Genomic DNA, 16,795 nt, shown 5'->3' on the forward strand with positions numbered 1-16,795 from the left:
ATGGCTAGGTGCGCTGATTCGTTTATATTGTGCACATAAATATACAGCTTGTAACATACATCGAAAGAAGTGATTTACATGACACCTAGCTCGCATAAAATTAGCGTTTTTCTTTCCTTTATGGTCATCGTCTTAGCGACCGGGTTGATGAATCACGTAACCATCTTACCCCCTTTAATCGGTACAGCGAAACGGGACGCCTGGTTGAGCGTCGTCCTTACGATTGTCCCTATGCTGTTATGGATCGGGCTGCTTAGTTACATCATAAAGAATATCCATCCAGAACCGCTTTTCTCTTGGTTAAAAGCCCACTTTGGAATAGGCGTGACGTTAGCCGTCAAGATGTTCATGTTTATTTATTTAACGAGCATCGTACTTCTTACGTTAAAAGATACGACAGGATGGACGAAAGTATTTTACCTACCGCAAACACCGGTCATCGTGATCGCTGCGTCCTTTACAGCTGTCTGTCTGTTCGCCGCCATCTCCGGTATGCGTACGATCGGCATAACTGCAGGGATTTTATTACCTGTTGTCATCATTTTCGGTGATTTTGTCATGTCAGCCAACCTCCCGGAAAAAAACTACACATTGCTTTTACCCCTCTTCGAGCACGGTTGGAATCCGGTGCTAAGTGGTCTCGTCTACGTCGGAGGAGGCATCGCAGAACTGATTATCATTCTTCAGCTACAGCAATACGTGCGGAGGAGGATTCGTTTTATCCCCTTACTGTTACTCGGTCTTTTTTTACTACTACTCATTTTCGGTACGTTGACTGGAGCGATCGCTGCCTTCGGACCCGATGAAGTTGCCAAGCAACGATACCCCGCGTATGAACAATGGCGCTTGGTGACGATCGGGAAATACATCCGCCACGTTGACTTTTTGTCTATCTATCAATGGCTCTCCGGGGCGCTTATTCGCATTGCAGCAGCCATGTTTTTACTCGCTGACTGCCTGAGTCTCACGAAGCGCTACCGGACCATCTTTCTTTTGTCTTTCAGTATCGCGATCGTTTTCTTCGTCCAATTGCCGATCGGCGATGCCAGTATGCTCAATTTTCTTAACCGCTTTTACTTCCCGCTTTCCCTCGCTTCCGTCGCTGTACTCACGCTTGCATTATTTTTGCTTGTGCTTATGGCTAAAAGGAGGAAAAAAGGATCGTGCGCATAACCCCCTTTCGTTACTTACAAAATTTTTTCCGTCAACTAACAGCGACCGAACAACCTGATCAGACGATTGAGGAAGGGGCGGGAACAGAAAAAATTACCGAGCAACATTTACGGGAGACATTTGCCGATAGCGCAGATGTACACGTACAAAAATATCGGTTCGGGAGTGAAAAAAATGAACAGCCTATTTTACTTTTGTTCTGCGAAGGTATGACTGATACGAAACAAATTAACGAGATCGTCCTCCCGCGACTGGAACAAATGATCGCACGTGGTTTTCTCCCAAGTGGTGACAAACCGCCGGAGGAAAAAACGTTGGCACTAGAAAAGATGGAAGACAAACCGCTATTAACTAAAGTGATTACAACGGTGTATGCAGGAGAGCTCGTTATTTTCTTCCCGAATGATAGTGATCTGTACTCTGTCGATATCGCCGATCCACCGCGCCGCACGCCGAGTGAATCGAATACGGAATTATCCATCAAAGGTCCCCGCGACGCCTTTACAGAAGAACTGACGACGAATGTCGCCTTAATCCGCAAACGCCTGGCGACAAATTCTCTTTGCCACGAGCAATTCACGGTCGGGAGGAGAAGTCAAACAAAAGTATCCCTTCTGTATATACGCGACATCATTAACCCGGAAATTGTCGAGGAAGCACGTACAAGAATAAACAAAGTTGACATTGACGCCTTACACGGAAGCCCACAGCTAGAAGAAATAATCGCCGACTCGACATACTCCCTATTCCCGTTGTTAGATTACATTGGACGGCCTGATTTCGTCGTCCACTCTTTAGTGAGCGGTCGTTTTGCCATTTTAGTCAACGGTTCACCGATGGCTGTCATTGCACCTGCAAATTTTACGTTACTGCTCAAGTCGCCCGAAGACTTGTATAAGCCTTTTTACTTCGTTTCACTTGAGCGGTTCCTTCGCTTGATCGGTTTTTTAGTAGCAATATTTTTACCCGGATTTTGGGTCGCTTTGACGACCTTCAATGTAGATCAACTTCCTTTTCCCTTACTAGCTACAGTTACTTTGTCGCGAATCGGCATACCGGTATCTGTTCCCCTCGAGGCCTTTTTGCTACTTGGACTGTTCGAATTGTTCCGTGAAGCAGGGGAACGGTTACCCAAAGCAGTCGGAGGAATCGTCGCTGTTGTCGGTGGTTTAATTGTAGGCGAAATGCTCGTTCGCGCTGGCCTCGCCTCTTCGACTCACCTCGTCATGGCTGCGCAGACAGCTGTCGCTACGTTTGCGTTAGTCAACCACTCGTTAAGTGGGACGGTAAGTGTCTTGCGCATCTTCGTCTTAATCTGCGCAACCTTTCTAGGTATGTTCGGCTTTTTTATCGCCTCCTTTGCGATCGTCATTCATATGGCCCGGCTCGAGTCGTTTAAAGTCCCTTATTTAGCAACGCTCGCCCCCCTTCAGTTCAAAGAGCTGTTTGCCTCCTTGTTTAAATTGCCTTGGAAAGACATGACACATCGCCCTAAAAGCTTATCGATTCAAGATAACACACGACGGAAGGACGAATGACCATGAGAAAGTGGGTAAAAACGACATTGTTGTTCTTACCGACCCTCCTGTTGTTATCCGCTTGCTGGGATGCCACGAATATTCAAGATGTGAACTACTTAGCCGCTCTCGGCGTCGATTACGACAATGGGAAGTACACCGTCTACGTGCAGTTGTTGGATCACTCGAGCGTCGCTAAGGAGGAGGCCGACAAACCGACGCAACCTGTGCCGGTATGGGTGGGCAAAGCAAGTGGCGACACACCGAGCACAGCAGTCAACAACTTGTATAATACAGCCCAGCAAAAAATTTCCTTTAGCCATATATCGAGCTTACTCGTCTCGGTGAGAGCGCTGCAACACGATCTTGAGCCCATTCTCGATTCCCTCGGTCGCTTTCGGGAGATTCGTTACACACCTTGGCTATTTGCTACGAAGGAAAAAATCGAAGACGTTTTTGCGAAGCTTCCTTTTTTCTATTTGTCGCCACTCATCTCCGTTATGCACCAACCGCAAGAAACGTATGGCCAGCTTTCGATTACGCCGCCTCTTAGATATCACCGCTTTATTTCAGAATACCGGGAGCCGGGTTCAACGGTTTTACTTCCGTTGCTGTCGCTAAACCGTTCCCAATGGCGAGAGAGTATGGAGCGCAAAGCACTCATCGGTGTTGGCGGTGTCGCCGCCTTACACGATCGAAAATATAAAGGCACGTTCTCTGAAAAACAATTGCGTGGCACACGCTGGATAACGGGCAAAACGGTACGGAGCCCGCTTACTTTTCGTGCGGATGGAAAAGGGCAGGCGACGGTCTCTTTGGGAGATCCATCGGTGACAGTTAAGTCGCACATTAAAGATGGCATTCCTCGCTTCCACGTAACGATTACCCTTGACGGAAATCTCGTCGAGTCTTTTGATAGCACGCCTGTTCATTTGATCCGGCGACACGCAGAACAAGAAGTCGCGCGACAGGTAAGACAAACGTACTTGCACGGTTTAAAAAGGGAAACAGACTTGTTACAGTTAGAGGAATACTTGTACCGGTATCACAACAAACAATGGAAACAACTCGACGCAAAAAAGTTCCCGCTCACCCCAGAATCTTTAGCCTCGGTTCACGTGAAGGTCAACCTCATACACACAGGGAAATATAAGGAGAAGAATTAAATAATGACACACTATATACAGTCAAATAAATGATATTTTATATATTTCCAAATTGTCAGCAACATATTCTAACACAGCTAATAACAACCCCCCCAACGCCGATGCGCTGGGGATTTGAAGTCAGCCTTTCTGTGTATGCTTTCACTAATAGCGTGCCGTTAACATCTTCCGCCGCGTGTAAAACTCGACGCCGTCCGGCCCGTTAGCGTGTAAGTCACCGTAAAACGAGTTTTTCCATCCCGAGAAGGGGAAGAACGCCATCGGTGCCGGTACACCGATGTTGACGCCTAACATGCCCACCTCGATACTTTCCCGGAAATACCGAATGTTTGAGGCGTTGCTCGTAAAAAGGCAAGCGCCGTTGCCGAAGTCGGAGGCGTTCGTTATCTCGATCGCCGTTTGCAAGCTGTCGGCCCGCACGATCGATAGCACCGGAGCAAAAATTTCTTCTTGCCAAATACGCATCGTCGGTCGCACGTTGTCAAAAATCGTCGGCCCCATAAAGTACCCTTGTTCCTCGTAGCACGCGTCGTTGCGTCCGTCGCGCACGAGTGTGGCCCCTTCTTGTTCGCCGAGGGCGATGTAACTGGCGGTCCGCTCTTTATGGTCTTGGCGAATGACTGGACCTAAAAACACGTCTGCTTCAAGGCCGTTGCCGATTTTAATCTCGTCGGCGCGCTGCTGTAACTTGGCGAGAAATGGTTCTGCCACATCGCCAACCGATACGACGACGGAACAAGCCATACACCGCTCACCGGCCGAACCGAATGCGGCGTTAATAATTTCTTTCGCCGCTATGTCTAAGTCAGCATCCGGCATAACGATCGAGTGGTTTTTCGCACCGGCTAGCGCCTGTACACGTTTCCCGTTGGCAGCTGCCGTCGTGTAGACGTATTTAGCTACTGGTTCCGAACCGACGAAGGAAATCGCCGGGACGTCCTTGTGCGCGAGCAAGCCGTTGACGACGTCGCGAGCCCCGTGCACGACGTTTAACACGCCATCCGGAAGTCCAGCTTCTTGCATCAATTCGGCAAGGCGGTTGGCGAGGAGAGGTGTCCGTTCCGACGGTTTAAGCACGAATGTGTTCCCGAGAGCGATCGCCAAAGGAAACATCCAACACGGCACCATCATCGGGAAGTTAAAGGGGGTAATTCCGCCGACGACACCTACCGGATAGCGGTACATACCCGATTCGATGTTAGTCGCAATATCGGGCAACTGTTTCCCCATCATTAAAGTAGGTGCCCCTGCAGCAAATTCGACACACTCGATGCCGCGCTGTACTTCCCCGTACGCTTCTTTATAGCTTTTTCCGTTTTCTAATGTGATGAGCTCTGCTAGCTCGCCCCAATGGTCTACTAACAGTTGCTGATATTTAAACATGAGGCGAGCCCGTCTCGGAACGGGTGTAGCACGCCACGAGACAAATGCTTCCTTCGCTACCGCTACCGCGCGGTCGACATCTTCTTGCGTCGATAACGGCACTTCGGCCAACGTTTCACCCGTGGCTGGATTGGGTACAGTGGCGTATATCTCCGTGTGGGCGTCCACCCACTCGCCGCCGATGAAGTTTTTCAACACTTGTCCATTTGTTGTCGTCATTTCAATAATCCCCTCCCAAAAATGAATGTCGAAATTACTAGACTAGACTTGCGAGTGCGCTAGAATAACAGCTACGGCCTAGAAAAGCGAGTATAGGATGACAGCGATGCCCAAAGCAACGGTTGGGAGTAGCACACTGAGCATAAAGATCGGTTTATACGCCCGCTGGTGCGTCTCCCCGCAAATGGAGCGAATCGTCGTGACGACGTACCCGTTGTGCGGTAGCGAGTCCAAACCGCCCGACGCGAGCGCCGAAATACGGTGCATCGCCCCCGGATCTAATCCTTGCGCCATATAGAGCGGCGCCAAAATCGGCAAGGCGATGCCGAGCCCTCCCGAAGCAGAACCGGTAATGCCGCAAATGAGTGTCACCGCGATCGCCAGTCCTAACATTGGTGGACCGGGGATGTTAACTAGCGTGTCGACGACTCGATCAAACGCTGGCACGTGCGCAGCGACACTGCCAAAGCCGACGACGGCACACGTATTTGCTGCAGCTACGAGCGCGTCTTGCGCCCCTTTAGCTAACGAACCCCAATATTCGCTAACTTGCTTATGCATGAGTAGCCAGGCAAGGGTGATACCACTCGTTAACGAGATGAGCGCCGCACCGGTCGACGACATATAGTTGGCCAAAATGTTCAAAATTGCTATGACCGCCACTAACGGAAGCACCGCGCACACGATGTTGGGAAGCGTGTTTTCAGCCACCCCGCCTGCCGCGTGTACAGTCGCTCCTGTCTCCGCTGCCGCAGCACTTTCTTCTTCACGATCTGGCGCCGTACGTTTGCTTGCTACTATTCCCATTGTCGCGTTCCCCGCTACGGCGTGTTTCGTTGCTGGATTGTCTGTTGTCCCACTTTCCGCCCCCTCGTGCGTAAGGCGGCGGTTCCCGTGCGGTAAGGCAAACTCTTCTCCGTTTTGTACCGCTTTCTTTACGACCCGACCGAGGTATAAGCCGCCGATCACCATAATTAGAACGCCGATGACGACGCCGATGAAACCGCCAGCTGTCGGAGTCGTGCCGAAATACTTCGTCGGTATTAAGTTTTGAATCTCAGGCGATCCCGGTGAGGTCATCGTGAACGAAATCGACCCGAACACGAGAGCCGCTGGAATAAAGCGGTGCGGGTAATTTGCTACTTTGAATAACGAGACTGCGATTGGGTAAACGGAAAAACCTACGACGAACAAACTGACTCCGCCGTATGTCATCAGTGCTGCCGCGGCGACGACGGCAAACACGGCGCGCGATGGTCCGACTGTGTTTTTTACCCAGTTAGCGATACTGTCTGCCGCTCGCGTATCTTGCATCACCTTGCCAAAAATCGCTCCGAGTAAAAAAATCAAAAACCACGTCGCAAAGTAACCGGTGAAGCCTTCCATGTAATGTTTCGTTAAAGCCGTCTCTAAATTTAAGCCACCCGTCACTGCTACGAGGACGGAACTGATTAACGCAGCGATAATGATGTTTATGCCCCGCATCGTCAAATACATCAACAGCGCCAATGAAGCCAGTAATCCTATAAGCCCGAACATCGTCTTCACCCCTCTCGCTAACGATTTGCCGTTAGCTGTCGTCTGTTTTGATTGCGCATTTGCGCGTTTGCTTTTTTGTACCGTTTACATTGCTACTGCTTACTCGGCTACTCCAACGCTCGCGCACGAATAGTCGTAGTCGTAACAGACGCGGTAAAGAGCCACAATCTCATCTTTCGTCGGCACCCTCGGATTGTTGGCCGGACTGCCGCTCGCCAGTGCATCTTCCGCCATTTTTTCAATGGCGTCGTTAAACGTTTGTTCATCGATGCCCCACTCCCGCACGTTCAGAATCTGCAAGTCGATGCAGAGCTGATTCACCTCGCGCACGGCAACGTCTGCTGCCTCTCGGTCTGACAACCGAGTGGCTTCTTTAGAAAATTTAGTAGCTTGCTTGGGTTGATCTGCCGCCGCTTCAGTTGGTTGCGAGCCACGATCACACGATTCCGCCCCCTGGGATAAAAATATGCGTCCCAAATCGGCGAGTCGCTCAATGCAAGCGTCCTTACTAAATTGTAAAACCGCGGGCAAAAGCATCGCATTGGAGACGCCGTGAGGGACGTGGAATAACGCGCCGATCGGGCGAGACATGCCGTGTACTAAACATACGGAGGCATTCGTAAAGGCCATCCCCGCTTGTAGCGATCCGAGTGACATCGCTTCCCGCGCGGCGACATCGTCGCCCTCCCGATACGCTTGCCGAATGTTGCGCGTAATTAAACGCATCGCCGACAACGCTAGCGTATCGGTCATCGGCTGAGCCCGCTTCGATAAATACGCTTCAATCGCGTGACTGAGTGCGTCGATACCAGTCGCCGCTGTCACGCGACCCGGCGACGACTGGGTTAACACGGGATCGACGAGAGCGACAGACGGCATGAAAGCTGGTTGTTTGATCATCATCTTTACGTCGTCGGCCGTGTTCGTAATAACGGTCACATCCGTTGCCTCAGACCCGGTTCCCGCTGTCGTCGGGATCGCCATGTGGGGCATTGGCTGACGGGTAACCTTTTTTTGGTCGTCCATGTAGTCGCCGATATACCCGCCATTTGTCGCTAAAACGGCAACCGCCTTCACCGTATCGATGCAACTCCCGCCGCCAATCGAGATGACGAGGTCGCACCGTTCCTTTTTTTGCAAGGCTAACGCCTCCGCGACATATTCGTCGGTCGGTTCACTATTTACTCCTGTGTACACGACACTTTGGATACCTTCGCTTCGCAAATAACGCTGACACTCGCGCACGTACCCCAGCTTTTCGATGATGTTGTCACTGACGATTAGCGCTTTCTTCCCATAGGCCGACGCTTCCGCCCCAACTTGTTGAAAACTGTCATTGCCGTAAACGATTGTTTGCGGCGTGCGGAATACGAAAAACGACACACAGCACTCCTCCTTAACTGTTTTGACACATTTGTATCGCTAAAATATAACAATATGCGTATAAAGTAAAAGCAATAAGTGTGCCAAGTGGCGTCGCAAAAAAGGTGAATATATATAAAAAAAGCGACCGAGATGTGTACATCGACAGTCACTTAACGGCTCATCCATACCGTTTATTAACTTTTTATCTATAACAGTCGCTCGCTAGTTGAGAACGTGTGCGGCCGACGGACTCAAAATATGTAACGCGTTTCCCATACTGGAAGAACAGTTGTGTAGTTATAATGTAGTGTTTTCACTATAACTGTAGTTATTTCACTACATACTATCTACACTGTGCGATAATAAAATATTTCGCGGACACGGCACCATTTTTTTTGCCTGTATCGCTTTCAATCAACTGATGCCGTGCTTTTTCAGTTTTTGATACAACGTCGTGCGGTGAATGCCTAACATTTTCGCCGCTGCTGTTTTATTGCCCCGCACCATCCGCAAAATGTGTGTCAGCATCTTTCGCTCCTGCTCCCGACCTTGCACTTTTATTTGCGCAATAAAGTTGTGAGGGGAAGCGCTCTCGCCACCAACCGCCTGCTGCTCTGTAGCTGTGCCGTTCGTTGTGCCGTTTGATATATCGCCAGCTGTGCCGTTCGTTGTGCCGTTTGGTGTATCGCCAGCTGTGCCGTTAGATAGGACGCCAGCCGTGCCGTCCGCGCGGTACGCACTGTCAGCGGAGTAAACGTCGTCCTTGCCGTACGTATCTCCCTTTCGGAGCGTGTAATCTCCGTAGTACGTATAATTTCCACAGTTATCGTCATCGGCGAGTTTCCCTTTAGCGGAAAGCCGGTTCACCTGAAGGTGCTCGAGGCCGATCCACTCTTTTTCGACTAAAGTGACCAATCTTTCCACAATATTGACCATCTCTCTAATGTTGCCCGGCCAGTGATAACGAATGAGTGCGGCTACCGCCTCAGAGGTCAATCGCTTTTCCGGGATGCGGTAGTTTTTGCAAATTTCCGTTAAATAGTGGGACAACAAAATCGGAATATCGCTCTTTCGTTCGCGCAGTGACGGGACGTGTAGGCGAATAATGTTTAACCGATAATATAAATCTTCGCGACCATTTCTTCGAGATTCCGGTTCGTGGCAGCAACGATGCGCGCGTTAAAGTCGTATTTGGTAATGCCGCCGACTCGCTCGGCCTCTTTTTCCTGTAGGGCTCGCAAAAGTTTCGTTTGCATTGGGAGTGGCATTTCCCCAATCTCGTCCAAAAAAAGCGTCCCGTTGTTGGCTAGTTCAACTTTGCCCGGCTTACCGCCTTTGCGTGCCCCGGTGAAGGCGCCTTCTTCGTACCCGAACAACTCGGATTCAATGAGGTTTTCCGGAATCGCACCGCAATTGACGGTAATGAGCGGACCGTCGGCGAACGGACTTAAATAGTGAATACTTTTCGCAAAAAGCTCTTTGCCCGTGCCGCTTTCACCTGTTATGAGAACCGTCGCAGACGTGCGCGCCGCCCGCCGCGCCAACCTTTTTACTTCGGACATGCGTGCGCTCTCGCCAATTATTTGCGCAATCGTGACGCGCTTCTCGCCGTTGTTGGTGCTGGTGCGTTTTGCACTCGAACGCGCCCACTCCGCCTGCTGGTGAAGCGCATGGTTTTGTAGTTTCTCGTATATGTGATACAGTTCGGAAACGCCTTCAAAAATAAGCATGCCGATTGCCCCCGCGACTTTTCCGTCCTTCCAAATCGGGATGCGGTGGACGACCATCGGGTTGCCTTGGATCGTCTGCAGTACACCGCGCTCGGGAATCCCCGTCTTTACTGTGTTGTGCAAATTCGTATTGTCGATTACTTCGGTAACGTGGCGCCCGAGAGCGTCCTCTTTTTTAATCCCGGTAAAACGACTGTACGCATCGCTAAATTGTACGACGATGCCTTGGGCGTCGACGACGGCAATTCCTTCATACGCGCTTTCCAAAATGACGTTCAAGGTGTCGGCGTCAGTCGTATTATTCCCAGTGTAAAAATCGGTTGTTGCTGTTTCCATCGTTCACCCTCCCATCATTTTGCCTATGGGGTATTCGCAACGCATTCATCGAAGCAGCTAAATCGTCTGGCGTTGCACCGCTTCCCTTTCCTTCGCAAAATACGATAACCTTGGATATTCGTCGTGCCGCTGCCGCCCAAAACGTGGTGCAATATATGTCGCTTTGGGCTGGACAGGCGACACAACTGTTCAATGACGGCTTAAGTGCCGAGGAAGTGATCCACCGCATCGTCGACGAAGCGACGCCAATGCTTCGTTAGCGCTATGCGACTTCTCAGGCGATATGCTGTTGTTTACTAGGATCACATTGACCCGTGCCCATCGGTGCTTCGACTATTTAAACGCAAACCTCCGAGTATGATCCAGGTGTAATTCCGGGTTTAATTCCGGGTTTAATTCCGAATGTTCTGTTGGCATTACTTTTTTTGCATATAGACAGTCACTTCGGAGCGATTGTGGAACAATTGCCTGACACCGCAAATATTGTACCAGCGCTCGAGCTTCGCCACCGCTTGCGTGACTGTTTTTTGCGAGTGCCTTTTTGGCAACTTTAAGGTCACGACGGCGAAGCCGCCCTCTTTTAACCGTTCGGCGGCCTCGCCCATTAACGCGACCGACTCTTTCGTATCAAGGCGCATATCATTGACGATCAGGGCAAACGTCCGGGCGTTGTCGCGCTTAAAGTAGAGCTGTGCCGTCTCTCTGAAGTGGTGGACGCTACCATCTCGTACAAGGGAGCGGTCGAGTTTCGCCGGGTCGACCGCGACGACATTTATATTGTGCTTTCGCAACACGCGCGTCCAACCACCTGGCGCAGCCCCTAAGTCGAGTGCCCATCCCCCACTCGGCATCGAGATGCCAAAAACTTCTATTGCTTCGAGCAACTTAAATTCGGCACGTGAGATTTGCCCTTTTTCTTGCGCAAAGCGGCGTTTGCCTCCCGCCCAATCGCTCAAGTTACAAGCCGCTAGCGACACGCCGACAAACGCACACCCTTCCGTCACCACGACAGAAACGATCTGCTCTGGCTTCTTTACGTCTAGTTTGAGGCCGGTTTTCTGGGCGACATTTGTGGCGATGGCCTCGTTCACCGTAAACCTTTTGTACGGTGGTTTAAATCGTTCGCTCATCCGTGTTTGTACGGAAAACGACAGGCGATCCTGTAACAAATTGTGCATATGTTGGACGTGCTGCACGATATTCGGCACATCGTCTACGCGGTTTGCTAAGCTTACTGTTAGATGCACCGGACACATGTGCTGTACGAAAATCGGCGGATGCTCCCGCCATTCGCTCGCGAGATTATCGAACCCTTTTGGCAGCTGGATCACTGCGAGCCCGTCGTCGAGCCACTGTTCTAGTTTTGCATCTGGTGCCACTTGGTGCAGCTCGTTTAACCCCGCTTCCGTCTCGTCCGGTTTAATCGTCACAATTGCTTTTGTTGCATCAGTGCGGCAAGGATCAAAGTGATTGTCGGTACAACATACATTCGATTGATCGCCGTTGCGCGATTCCGCTGGATTCATGTCGGTGTGATCGATCTTCTGATGGTCGTTGTTACTTTCCATGTATCCCCCTACTTCATATCGCCAAGCTCATTGCCTTTTTACAAACTCCTTCGGCCGGCTCGGTGTCGCTTTTTATCACTCTCTCCACAATAACACGAATGCCATCCCGCGACAAAACGATCGATCCCATACGTTTAACACACGCGTACCCCACATACTACATGCGTGCCACACGCGTAACGCTACCCTCACACATACTTTGACCTGCGCACCCAACTCATCGCTTCACCCGCTAATCGACCAGTTTAAAGCGAGCGGTAAAGTGGCGCAACAGCGAAGGCTCATAAGTAAAGGCCACGCCTTGAATCTCCTCTCGCTTTGCAAGCAAGCGAGTGAGCGCGTCGGCAATATAGCGCATATGGTTGTCCGTGTACGTGCGACGCGGAATCGTGAGCCTGAGCAGTTCAAGGGGCGCTACTCCGTCGGCGCCACTCGCCACATCGCGCCCGTACAATAACGAGCCGACCTCAACAGCGCGCACGCCGCTTTCCCGATACAATGCGACGGCGAGGGCATGCGCCGGAAATTGCGCTTTCGGTATGTGGGGCAAAAACTTCCCTGCATCGACAAACACAGCGTGACCACCAACCGGCTGCTGAATCGGCACCCCGCCACGCTGCAGGAGCTCACCGAGTAATTCCACTTGACCGATGCGGTGCTGTAAATACGCCTGGTCGACGACTTCGCGCAGTCCGATTGCGAGCGCTTCCATATCGCGCCCAGCAAGCCCGCCATACGTCGGGAACCCCTCGAACGGAACGATCATCGCCCGGCAGCGTTCGTACAAGTCGCGGCAGCTATCGCGGCTAGCACCGTCTTCAGCACCGTGGCCTTCATCGCTGTCAGCACCGTGACCTTCATCGCAGTTAGCACCGTGACCTTCATCGCGGTTAGCACCGTGGTCGGTTCCGCCGTCGACACCGCGATCACCTCGCAGAGCGATCATCCCGCCGATGTTGACGAGCCCGTCTTTTTTCGCACTCATCGTCAACCCGTCACCGTAAGAAAACATTTCTCGTACGATGTGGGCGATCGGCTTCTCCGCGTACCCTTCCTCGCGCTGTTGTATAAAATACGCATTTTCCGCGAAGCGTGCCGCATCGAAAAAGACGGGGATGTTATGCTGCCGAGCAATGCGCGACACTTCTCGAATGTTTTCCATCGACACCGGTTGTCCGCCGGCACTGTTACACGTCACGGTAATGAGAATGAAAGCGACAGCCTCCGCCCCGTGTGTGGCGATGTACGTCCGCAGTTGCTCGAGGTCAACGTTTCCTTTGAACGGATGTTGCACCGACGTGTCGTGCGCCTCCTCGATCACGAGGTTCACCGCTTCTGCCTTGTTAAGTTCAATGTGTGCTTTTGTCGTATCGAAGTGCATGTTACCCAGAACGGCCTGTCTTTCGCGCCGAATAAGTTGCGGGAACAGCACTTGCTCCGCCCCGCGCCCTTGGTGCGTCGGCAGCACATACTCGTAACCAGTCAGCTGTTGCACCGTTCCCTGTAGCCGATAAAAACTACGGCTCCCTGCATACGATTCGTCCCCATGCATCATCCCGGCCCACTGGGCATCACTCATCGCACCCGTCCCACTGTCAGTTAGTAGATCGATGTATACATCCTCACTCCGCAGCAGGAAAGGGTTATACCCTGCCGCCGCGATGCGCGCTTCTCGTACCTCCCGCGGCTGTAAGGTAATCGGTTCGACCATCTTGATCTTGTAAGGTTCTGGAATGAAACGCGTCATTTCTTCCCCTCCAATTTGTCATGTGTTTTTTTCAGTGATAGATCGCTAGTTCTATATTGTGTAGTGAAAATAATTCCCCATATTCATTATAATAGCGTATAAAAGTACATAATGTAAGCGGCTGACCTAGCGGCGTTTCCCTTTGTTCTTACAAGATTAAGGACACTATCAACTCCGGCACGGTAGCCCCGGTTGCCGTTTAATGTGAGACAAGCTTCCCACGGCAACGGCTTACCGTCTGCAGGTTCGGGACAATATTGGTTCTAGTGTGCAAAAAAAACACCATACACTTCCGGATGGTGTGATCGAATATTGTTATGTCCTTGGGCGTTTAGATCACCTGCACACGAATAGCTTCTGACCCCCTTAAGCGTACAGGGGGTCAGATGTCGGCTATTTCGAACCGTTATTTTTTCTCGTAACGTTTGTAGGCATCACTATAAATTTTGACTAACTGATTGGCGTCCATCTTCTCGATCGTCTTCACGTAGTCGTCCCATTTGCTCAGTGGTTGTTGCCCCGTAATGAACTTAGCCTCCATTTGTTGCACGTACGTATCCAAATCGGAGCGGATCCGACTGACTTCATTCGACTCCTCTTTTGTCAAGTAGACGTGCGGCATGGGGACGTGCCCGACGGGAAGTAACTTTTTCTCCGTTTCCTCTACTGTAAAGTCATTAAAGTGGTCATCTTCCCATACAATCGCATCTTTACGTTCCCATTTCGGCACAGGAATACCGTAGTCCGGAGTCAACGTGCCGCGGTAATCTTCCATACTTTTAAACCCTTCGGGCTGATCGACGTGTGCGCGAATGTTTTTCGCTTTGTCTTTCCACTTCCACGTCTTTCCTTCCGCTCCGAGGTTTAAGTAAACAGCGCCTTCTTCAGAATAAGAATCGTCAATCCAACGCATCGTCGCTTCCGGGTGTTTGTTTTCACTCGTAATCGCGAATTGGCCCACACTGAGACCGTCGGTAATCGGCAGGACCGGTTTGTCCACATCCGGGCCTTTCACCGGCCGCATCATCGGATTGTCCGTACTGTCATCTGGCCCGCCGAGCGTAAAATGCGGGAACCAATCGGCAAATAATCCGACGCGATTGTCGTGCCCTTTCGCTTTTTTCTGGTCATCTGTTTGCGAGAACGTCTCATGGTCTAATAACTTTTCGTCCCACAATTTGTTCATGTAGGTCAAGTATTGTTTGTACCCCGGTTGGATGGCTCCATACTTTACTTCGCCGTCGAGCACGTACACACCCGGATCGAGTACGCCAAATGCACCGAGGAACCATTGGCGGATGTCCTCGATTTTAAACCCAGTTAATGGAATTTCATCGGCTTTGCCGTTGCCGTTCGGATCGTCCGTTTTAAAGCGCTTGAGTAACTCGTACAGCTCGTCCGTCGTTTCCGGCAATTTTTTTACACCAAGCTTTTTTAGCCACTCCCCGTTGTACCACATCGGTCCGCGCGCCCACGCCAGCCCTTCGTTAAAGTTCGGCAAGGCGTAAATGTGACCGTCATCAGTCGTAATCGATTTTTTCACGTGCGGGTTATCGTCCAACATTTTTTGCACATTAGGTGCATACTGTTTGATCAAGTCTTCTAGTGGGATGAGCAACCCTTGATTGCCGTATTTCACTTGTTCCTCTTTCGTCAACGATGACGCGTAAAATATGTCCGGTAAATCGCCGCTCGCAAACGTCAAGTTCTTTTTCGTATCTAAACTGTCCACTGGCGGTGTGTTAAATTTAAACTTAATGTTCGTCTTTTTCTCCATTTCCTTAAAGTAATCCATATCTTCCCACTCGTTCGAACCGACGTTAGGTGCGAACATGGTCAGCGTAATCGATTCATCGACGATCGGGTACCCCGTTTTATTCACCTTCCCCGCACTTTCCGGCTTGTCCGCTTTCTCCTCACTACCAGAGCAAGCGACGAGTAAGCCGACTAGTAACACAACCGACAATAAAACTGCTGTAAATTTCTTCATTGACTGACGACCTCCTCCATAATTGTTCGTGTAAATAACGGGCTCTCGTCCATGCCCATGCCGCACAACATGTGATTCTTAGACTCTTCGTTCAGTTGAAACGCCCTTTTTCATCACCCTTTGATCGAGCCAATCATCACTCCTTTGACAAAATAACGTTGCAAGAACGGATAGACGATAATGACCGGCAAGGTGGAGACAATCATCACTGCATATTTAATAATCGCGGCGATTTCCGCTTTGTTTGCCATCGCCGTGGCGACGGCTCCCACTGCCCCACCTGTCGTCTCCGCGTCCATTTGCTGCAAGACGAGAATTTGCCGTAGCACTAATTGCAGTGGGTACAAGTTTTGATCCGACAAATAAATTAACGCGTTAAAATAACTGTTCCAATGGCCGACACCGTAAAACAGTGCCATGACGACGATGATCGGCTTGGACAGCGGTAAGATGATTTTTAGAAACATCTTCACCGTCGAACAGCCGTCAATGGTCGCCGCTTCCTCTAATTCGCGGGGGATGGTCGATTGGAAAAATGTGCGACAAATAATGATATTCCATACCGCCGCCGCGTTAGGTAATACCATCGCCCAAATCGTGTTCACCATCCCCATGTTTTTCACGAGCAAGTACGTCGGAATGAGCCCGCCACTGAAAAACATCGTGAAGACGAACATCCCCATAATCCAGTTCCGGCCGACGAGATCCCGTCGCGATAAGGCGTACGCGGCAGGAATGGTCACTAGTAAGTTGATCGTCGTACCGAGCAGCGTGTAAAAAATCGTGTTGCGGTACCCAATCCATATTTGTTTGTTTTCAAACACGCGTACGTAACCTTCCCACATAATATCTTTCGGGAAGAGCCACATTTGTCCCGAGTTGACGAACGCCGGATTGCTAATCGACGCACTGACAACGTAAATCAACGGGTACAGCACGATGGCGAGCACGACCGTCAGAAACGTGTAGTTGGCAATTTTAAACAGTCGGTCAGACCTACTCTCCCGAACCGCTTCCATGCTCATCCTCCTCTCTTACAGTTGTTCAAACCCCTTTTTCCCT

Annotated in this window: 12 protein-coding genes and 1 pseudogene; 4 read left to right on the forward strand and 9 right to left on the reverse strand. The window is 50.7% G+C overall.

Annotation, left to right across the window (positions count from 1 at the left end):
* The first annotated feature begins 78 nt into the window (after window positions 1–78).
* Genes BN1247_RS11065 through BN1247_RS11075 form a run of 3 tightly spaced genes read left to right on the forward strand, consistent with a single transcriptional unit; the run spans window position 79 to window position 3,856 of the window.
* Window positions 79–1,173, forward strand: coding sequence for an endospore germination permease (locus BN1247_RS11065; RefSeq protein ID WP_054950436.1), 1,095 nt, complete (start codon window positions 79–81; stop codon window positions 1,171–1,173).
* A complete protein-coding gene (locus BN1247_RS11070; protein WP_231633259.1) occupies window positions 1,164–2,711 on the forward strand; it encodes a spore germination protein in 1,548 nt (515 codons plus the stop codon). The genes BN1247_RS11065 and BN1247_RS11070 overlap by 10 nt, the downstream gene beginning before the upstream one ends.
* Window positions 2,712–2,713: 2 nt before the next feature.
* Window positions 2,714–3,856, forward strand: coding sequence for a Ger(x)C family spore germination protein (locus BN1247_RS11075; protein ID WP_054950437.1), 1,143 nt, complete (start codon window positions 2,714–2,716; stop codon window positions 3,854–3,856).
* 144 nt (window positions 3,857–4,000) lie between these two features.
* Here the strand turns inward: BN1247_RS11075 and BN1247_RS11080 are convergent, their stop codons facing one another.
* The 5 genes and pseudogenes from BN1247_RS11080 to BN1247_RS11095 form a co-directional block, all read right to left on the reverse strand.
* A complete protein-coding gene (locus BN1247_RS11080; protein WP_054950438.1) occupies window positions 4,001–5,458 on the reverse strand; it encodes a CoA-acylating methylmalonate-semialdehyde dehydrogenase in 1,458 nt (485 codons plus the stop codon).
* 78 nt (window positions 5,459–5,536) lie between these two features.
* A complete protein-coding gene (locus BN1247_RS18220) occupies window positions 5,537–6,997 on the reverse strand; it encodes a GntP family permease (protein ID WP_054950439.1) in 1,461 nt (486 codons plus the stop codon).
* A gap of 99 nt (window positions 6,998–7,096) precedes the next feature.
* Window positions 7,097–8,380, reverse strand: coding sequence for an iron-containing alcohol dehydrogenase (locus tag BN1247_RS11090; RefSeq protein WP_054950440.1), 1,284 nt, complete (start codon window positions 8,378–8,380; stop codon window positions 7,097–7,099).
* A gap of 396 nt (window positions 8,381–8,776) precedes the next feature.
* Window positions 8,777–9,286, reverse strand: coding sequence for a helix-turn-helix domain-containing protein (locus tag BN1247_RS18415; RefSeq protein WP_261796067.1), 510 nt, complete (start codon window positions 9,284–9,286; stop codon window positions 8,777–8,779).
* A pseudogene (locus BN1247_RS11095) lies at window positions 9,266–10,380 on the reverse strand (sigma-54 interaction domain-containing protein); the annotation flags it as partial. The gene BN1247_RS18415 and the pseudogene BN1247_RS11095, both read right to left, overlap by 21 nt.
* A gap of 35 nt (window positions 10,381–10,415) precedes the next feature.
* Here BN1247_RS11095 and BN1247_RS17765 point away from each other — a divergent pair.
* On the forward strand, window positions 10,416–10,688 hold the full coding sequence (locus BN1247_RS17765; RefSeq protein WP_231633432.1) for a nitronate monooxygenase: 273 nt from the start codon (window positions 10,416–10,418) through the stop codon (window positions 10,686–10,688).
* A 156-nt stretch (window positions 10,689–10,844) separates the two neighbouring features.
* On the opposite strand, the gene BN1247_RS11100 is transcribed toward BN1247_RS17765, so the two are convergent.
* The 4 genes from BN1247_RS11100 to BN1247_RS11115 all read right to left on the reverse strand — a co-directional run bounded on the left by BN1247_RS11100 (window position 10,845) and on the right by BN1247_RS11115 (window position 16,758).
* On the reverse strand, window positions 10,845–11,996 hold the full coding sequence (locus BN1247_RS11100) for an SAM-dependent methyltransferase (protein ID WP_054950441.1): 1,152 nt from the start codon (window positions 11,994–11,996) through the stop codon (window positions 10,845–10,847).
* Between the two features lie 232 nt (window positions 11,997–12,228).
* Window positions 12,229–13,743, reverse strand: coding sequence for a tryptophanase (locus BN1247_RS11105; protein ID WP_054950442.1), 1,515 nt, complete (start codon window positions 13,741–13,743; stop codon window positions 12,229–12,231).
* A 406-nt stretch (window positions 13,744–14,149) separates the two neighbouring features.
* Window positions 14,150–15,733 (reverse strand): type 2 periplasmic-binding domain-containing protein, encoded by a 1,584-nt coding sequence (locus tag BN1247_RS11110; RefSeq protein ID WP_054950443.1) that lies wholly within the window; start codon window positions 15,731–15,733, stop codon window positions 14,150–14,152.
* A 113-nt stretch (window positions 15,734–15,846) separates the two neighbouring features.
* The gene (locus BN1247_RS11115) at window positions 15,847–16,758 is read right to left on the reverse strand and encodes a carbohydrate ABC transporter permease (RefSeq protein WP_082415906.1); all 912 of its coding nucleotides are present in this window, start codon (window positions 16,756–16,758) and stop codon (window positions 15,847–15,849) included.
* Window positions 16,759–16,795 lie beyond the last annotated feature (37 nt).

The sequence above is a fragment of the Numidum massiliense genome (genome assembly GCF_001375555.1).
GTDB classification, from domain to species: Bacteria; Bacillota; Bacilli; order Thermoactinomycetales; family Novibacillaceae; genus Numidum; species Numidum massiliense.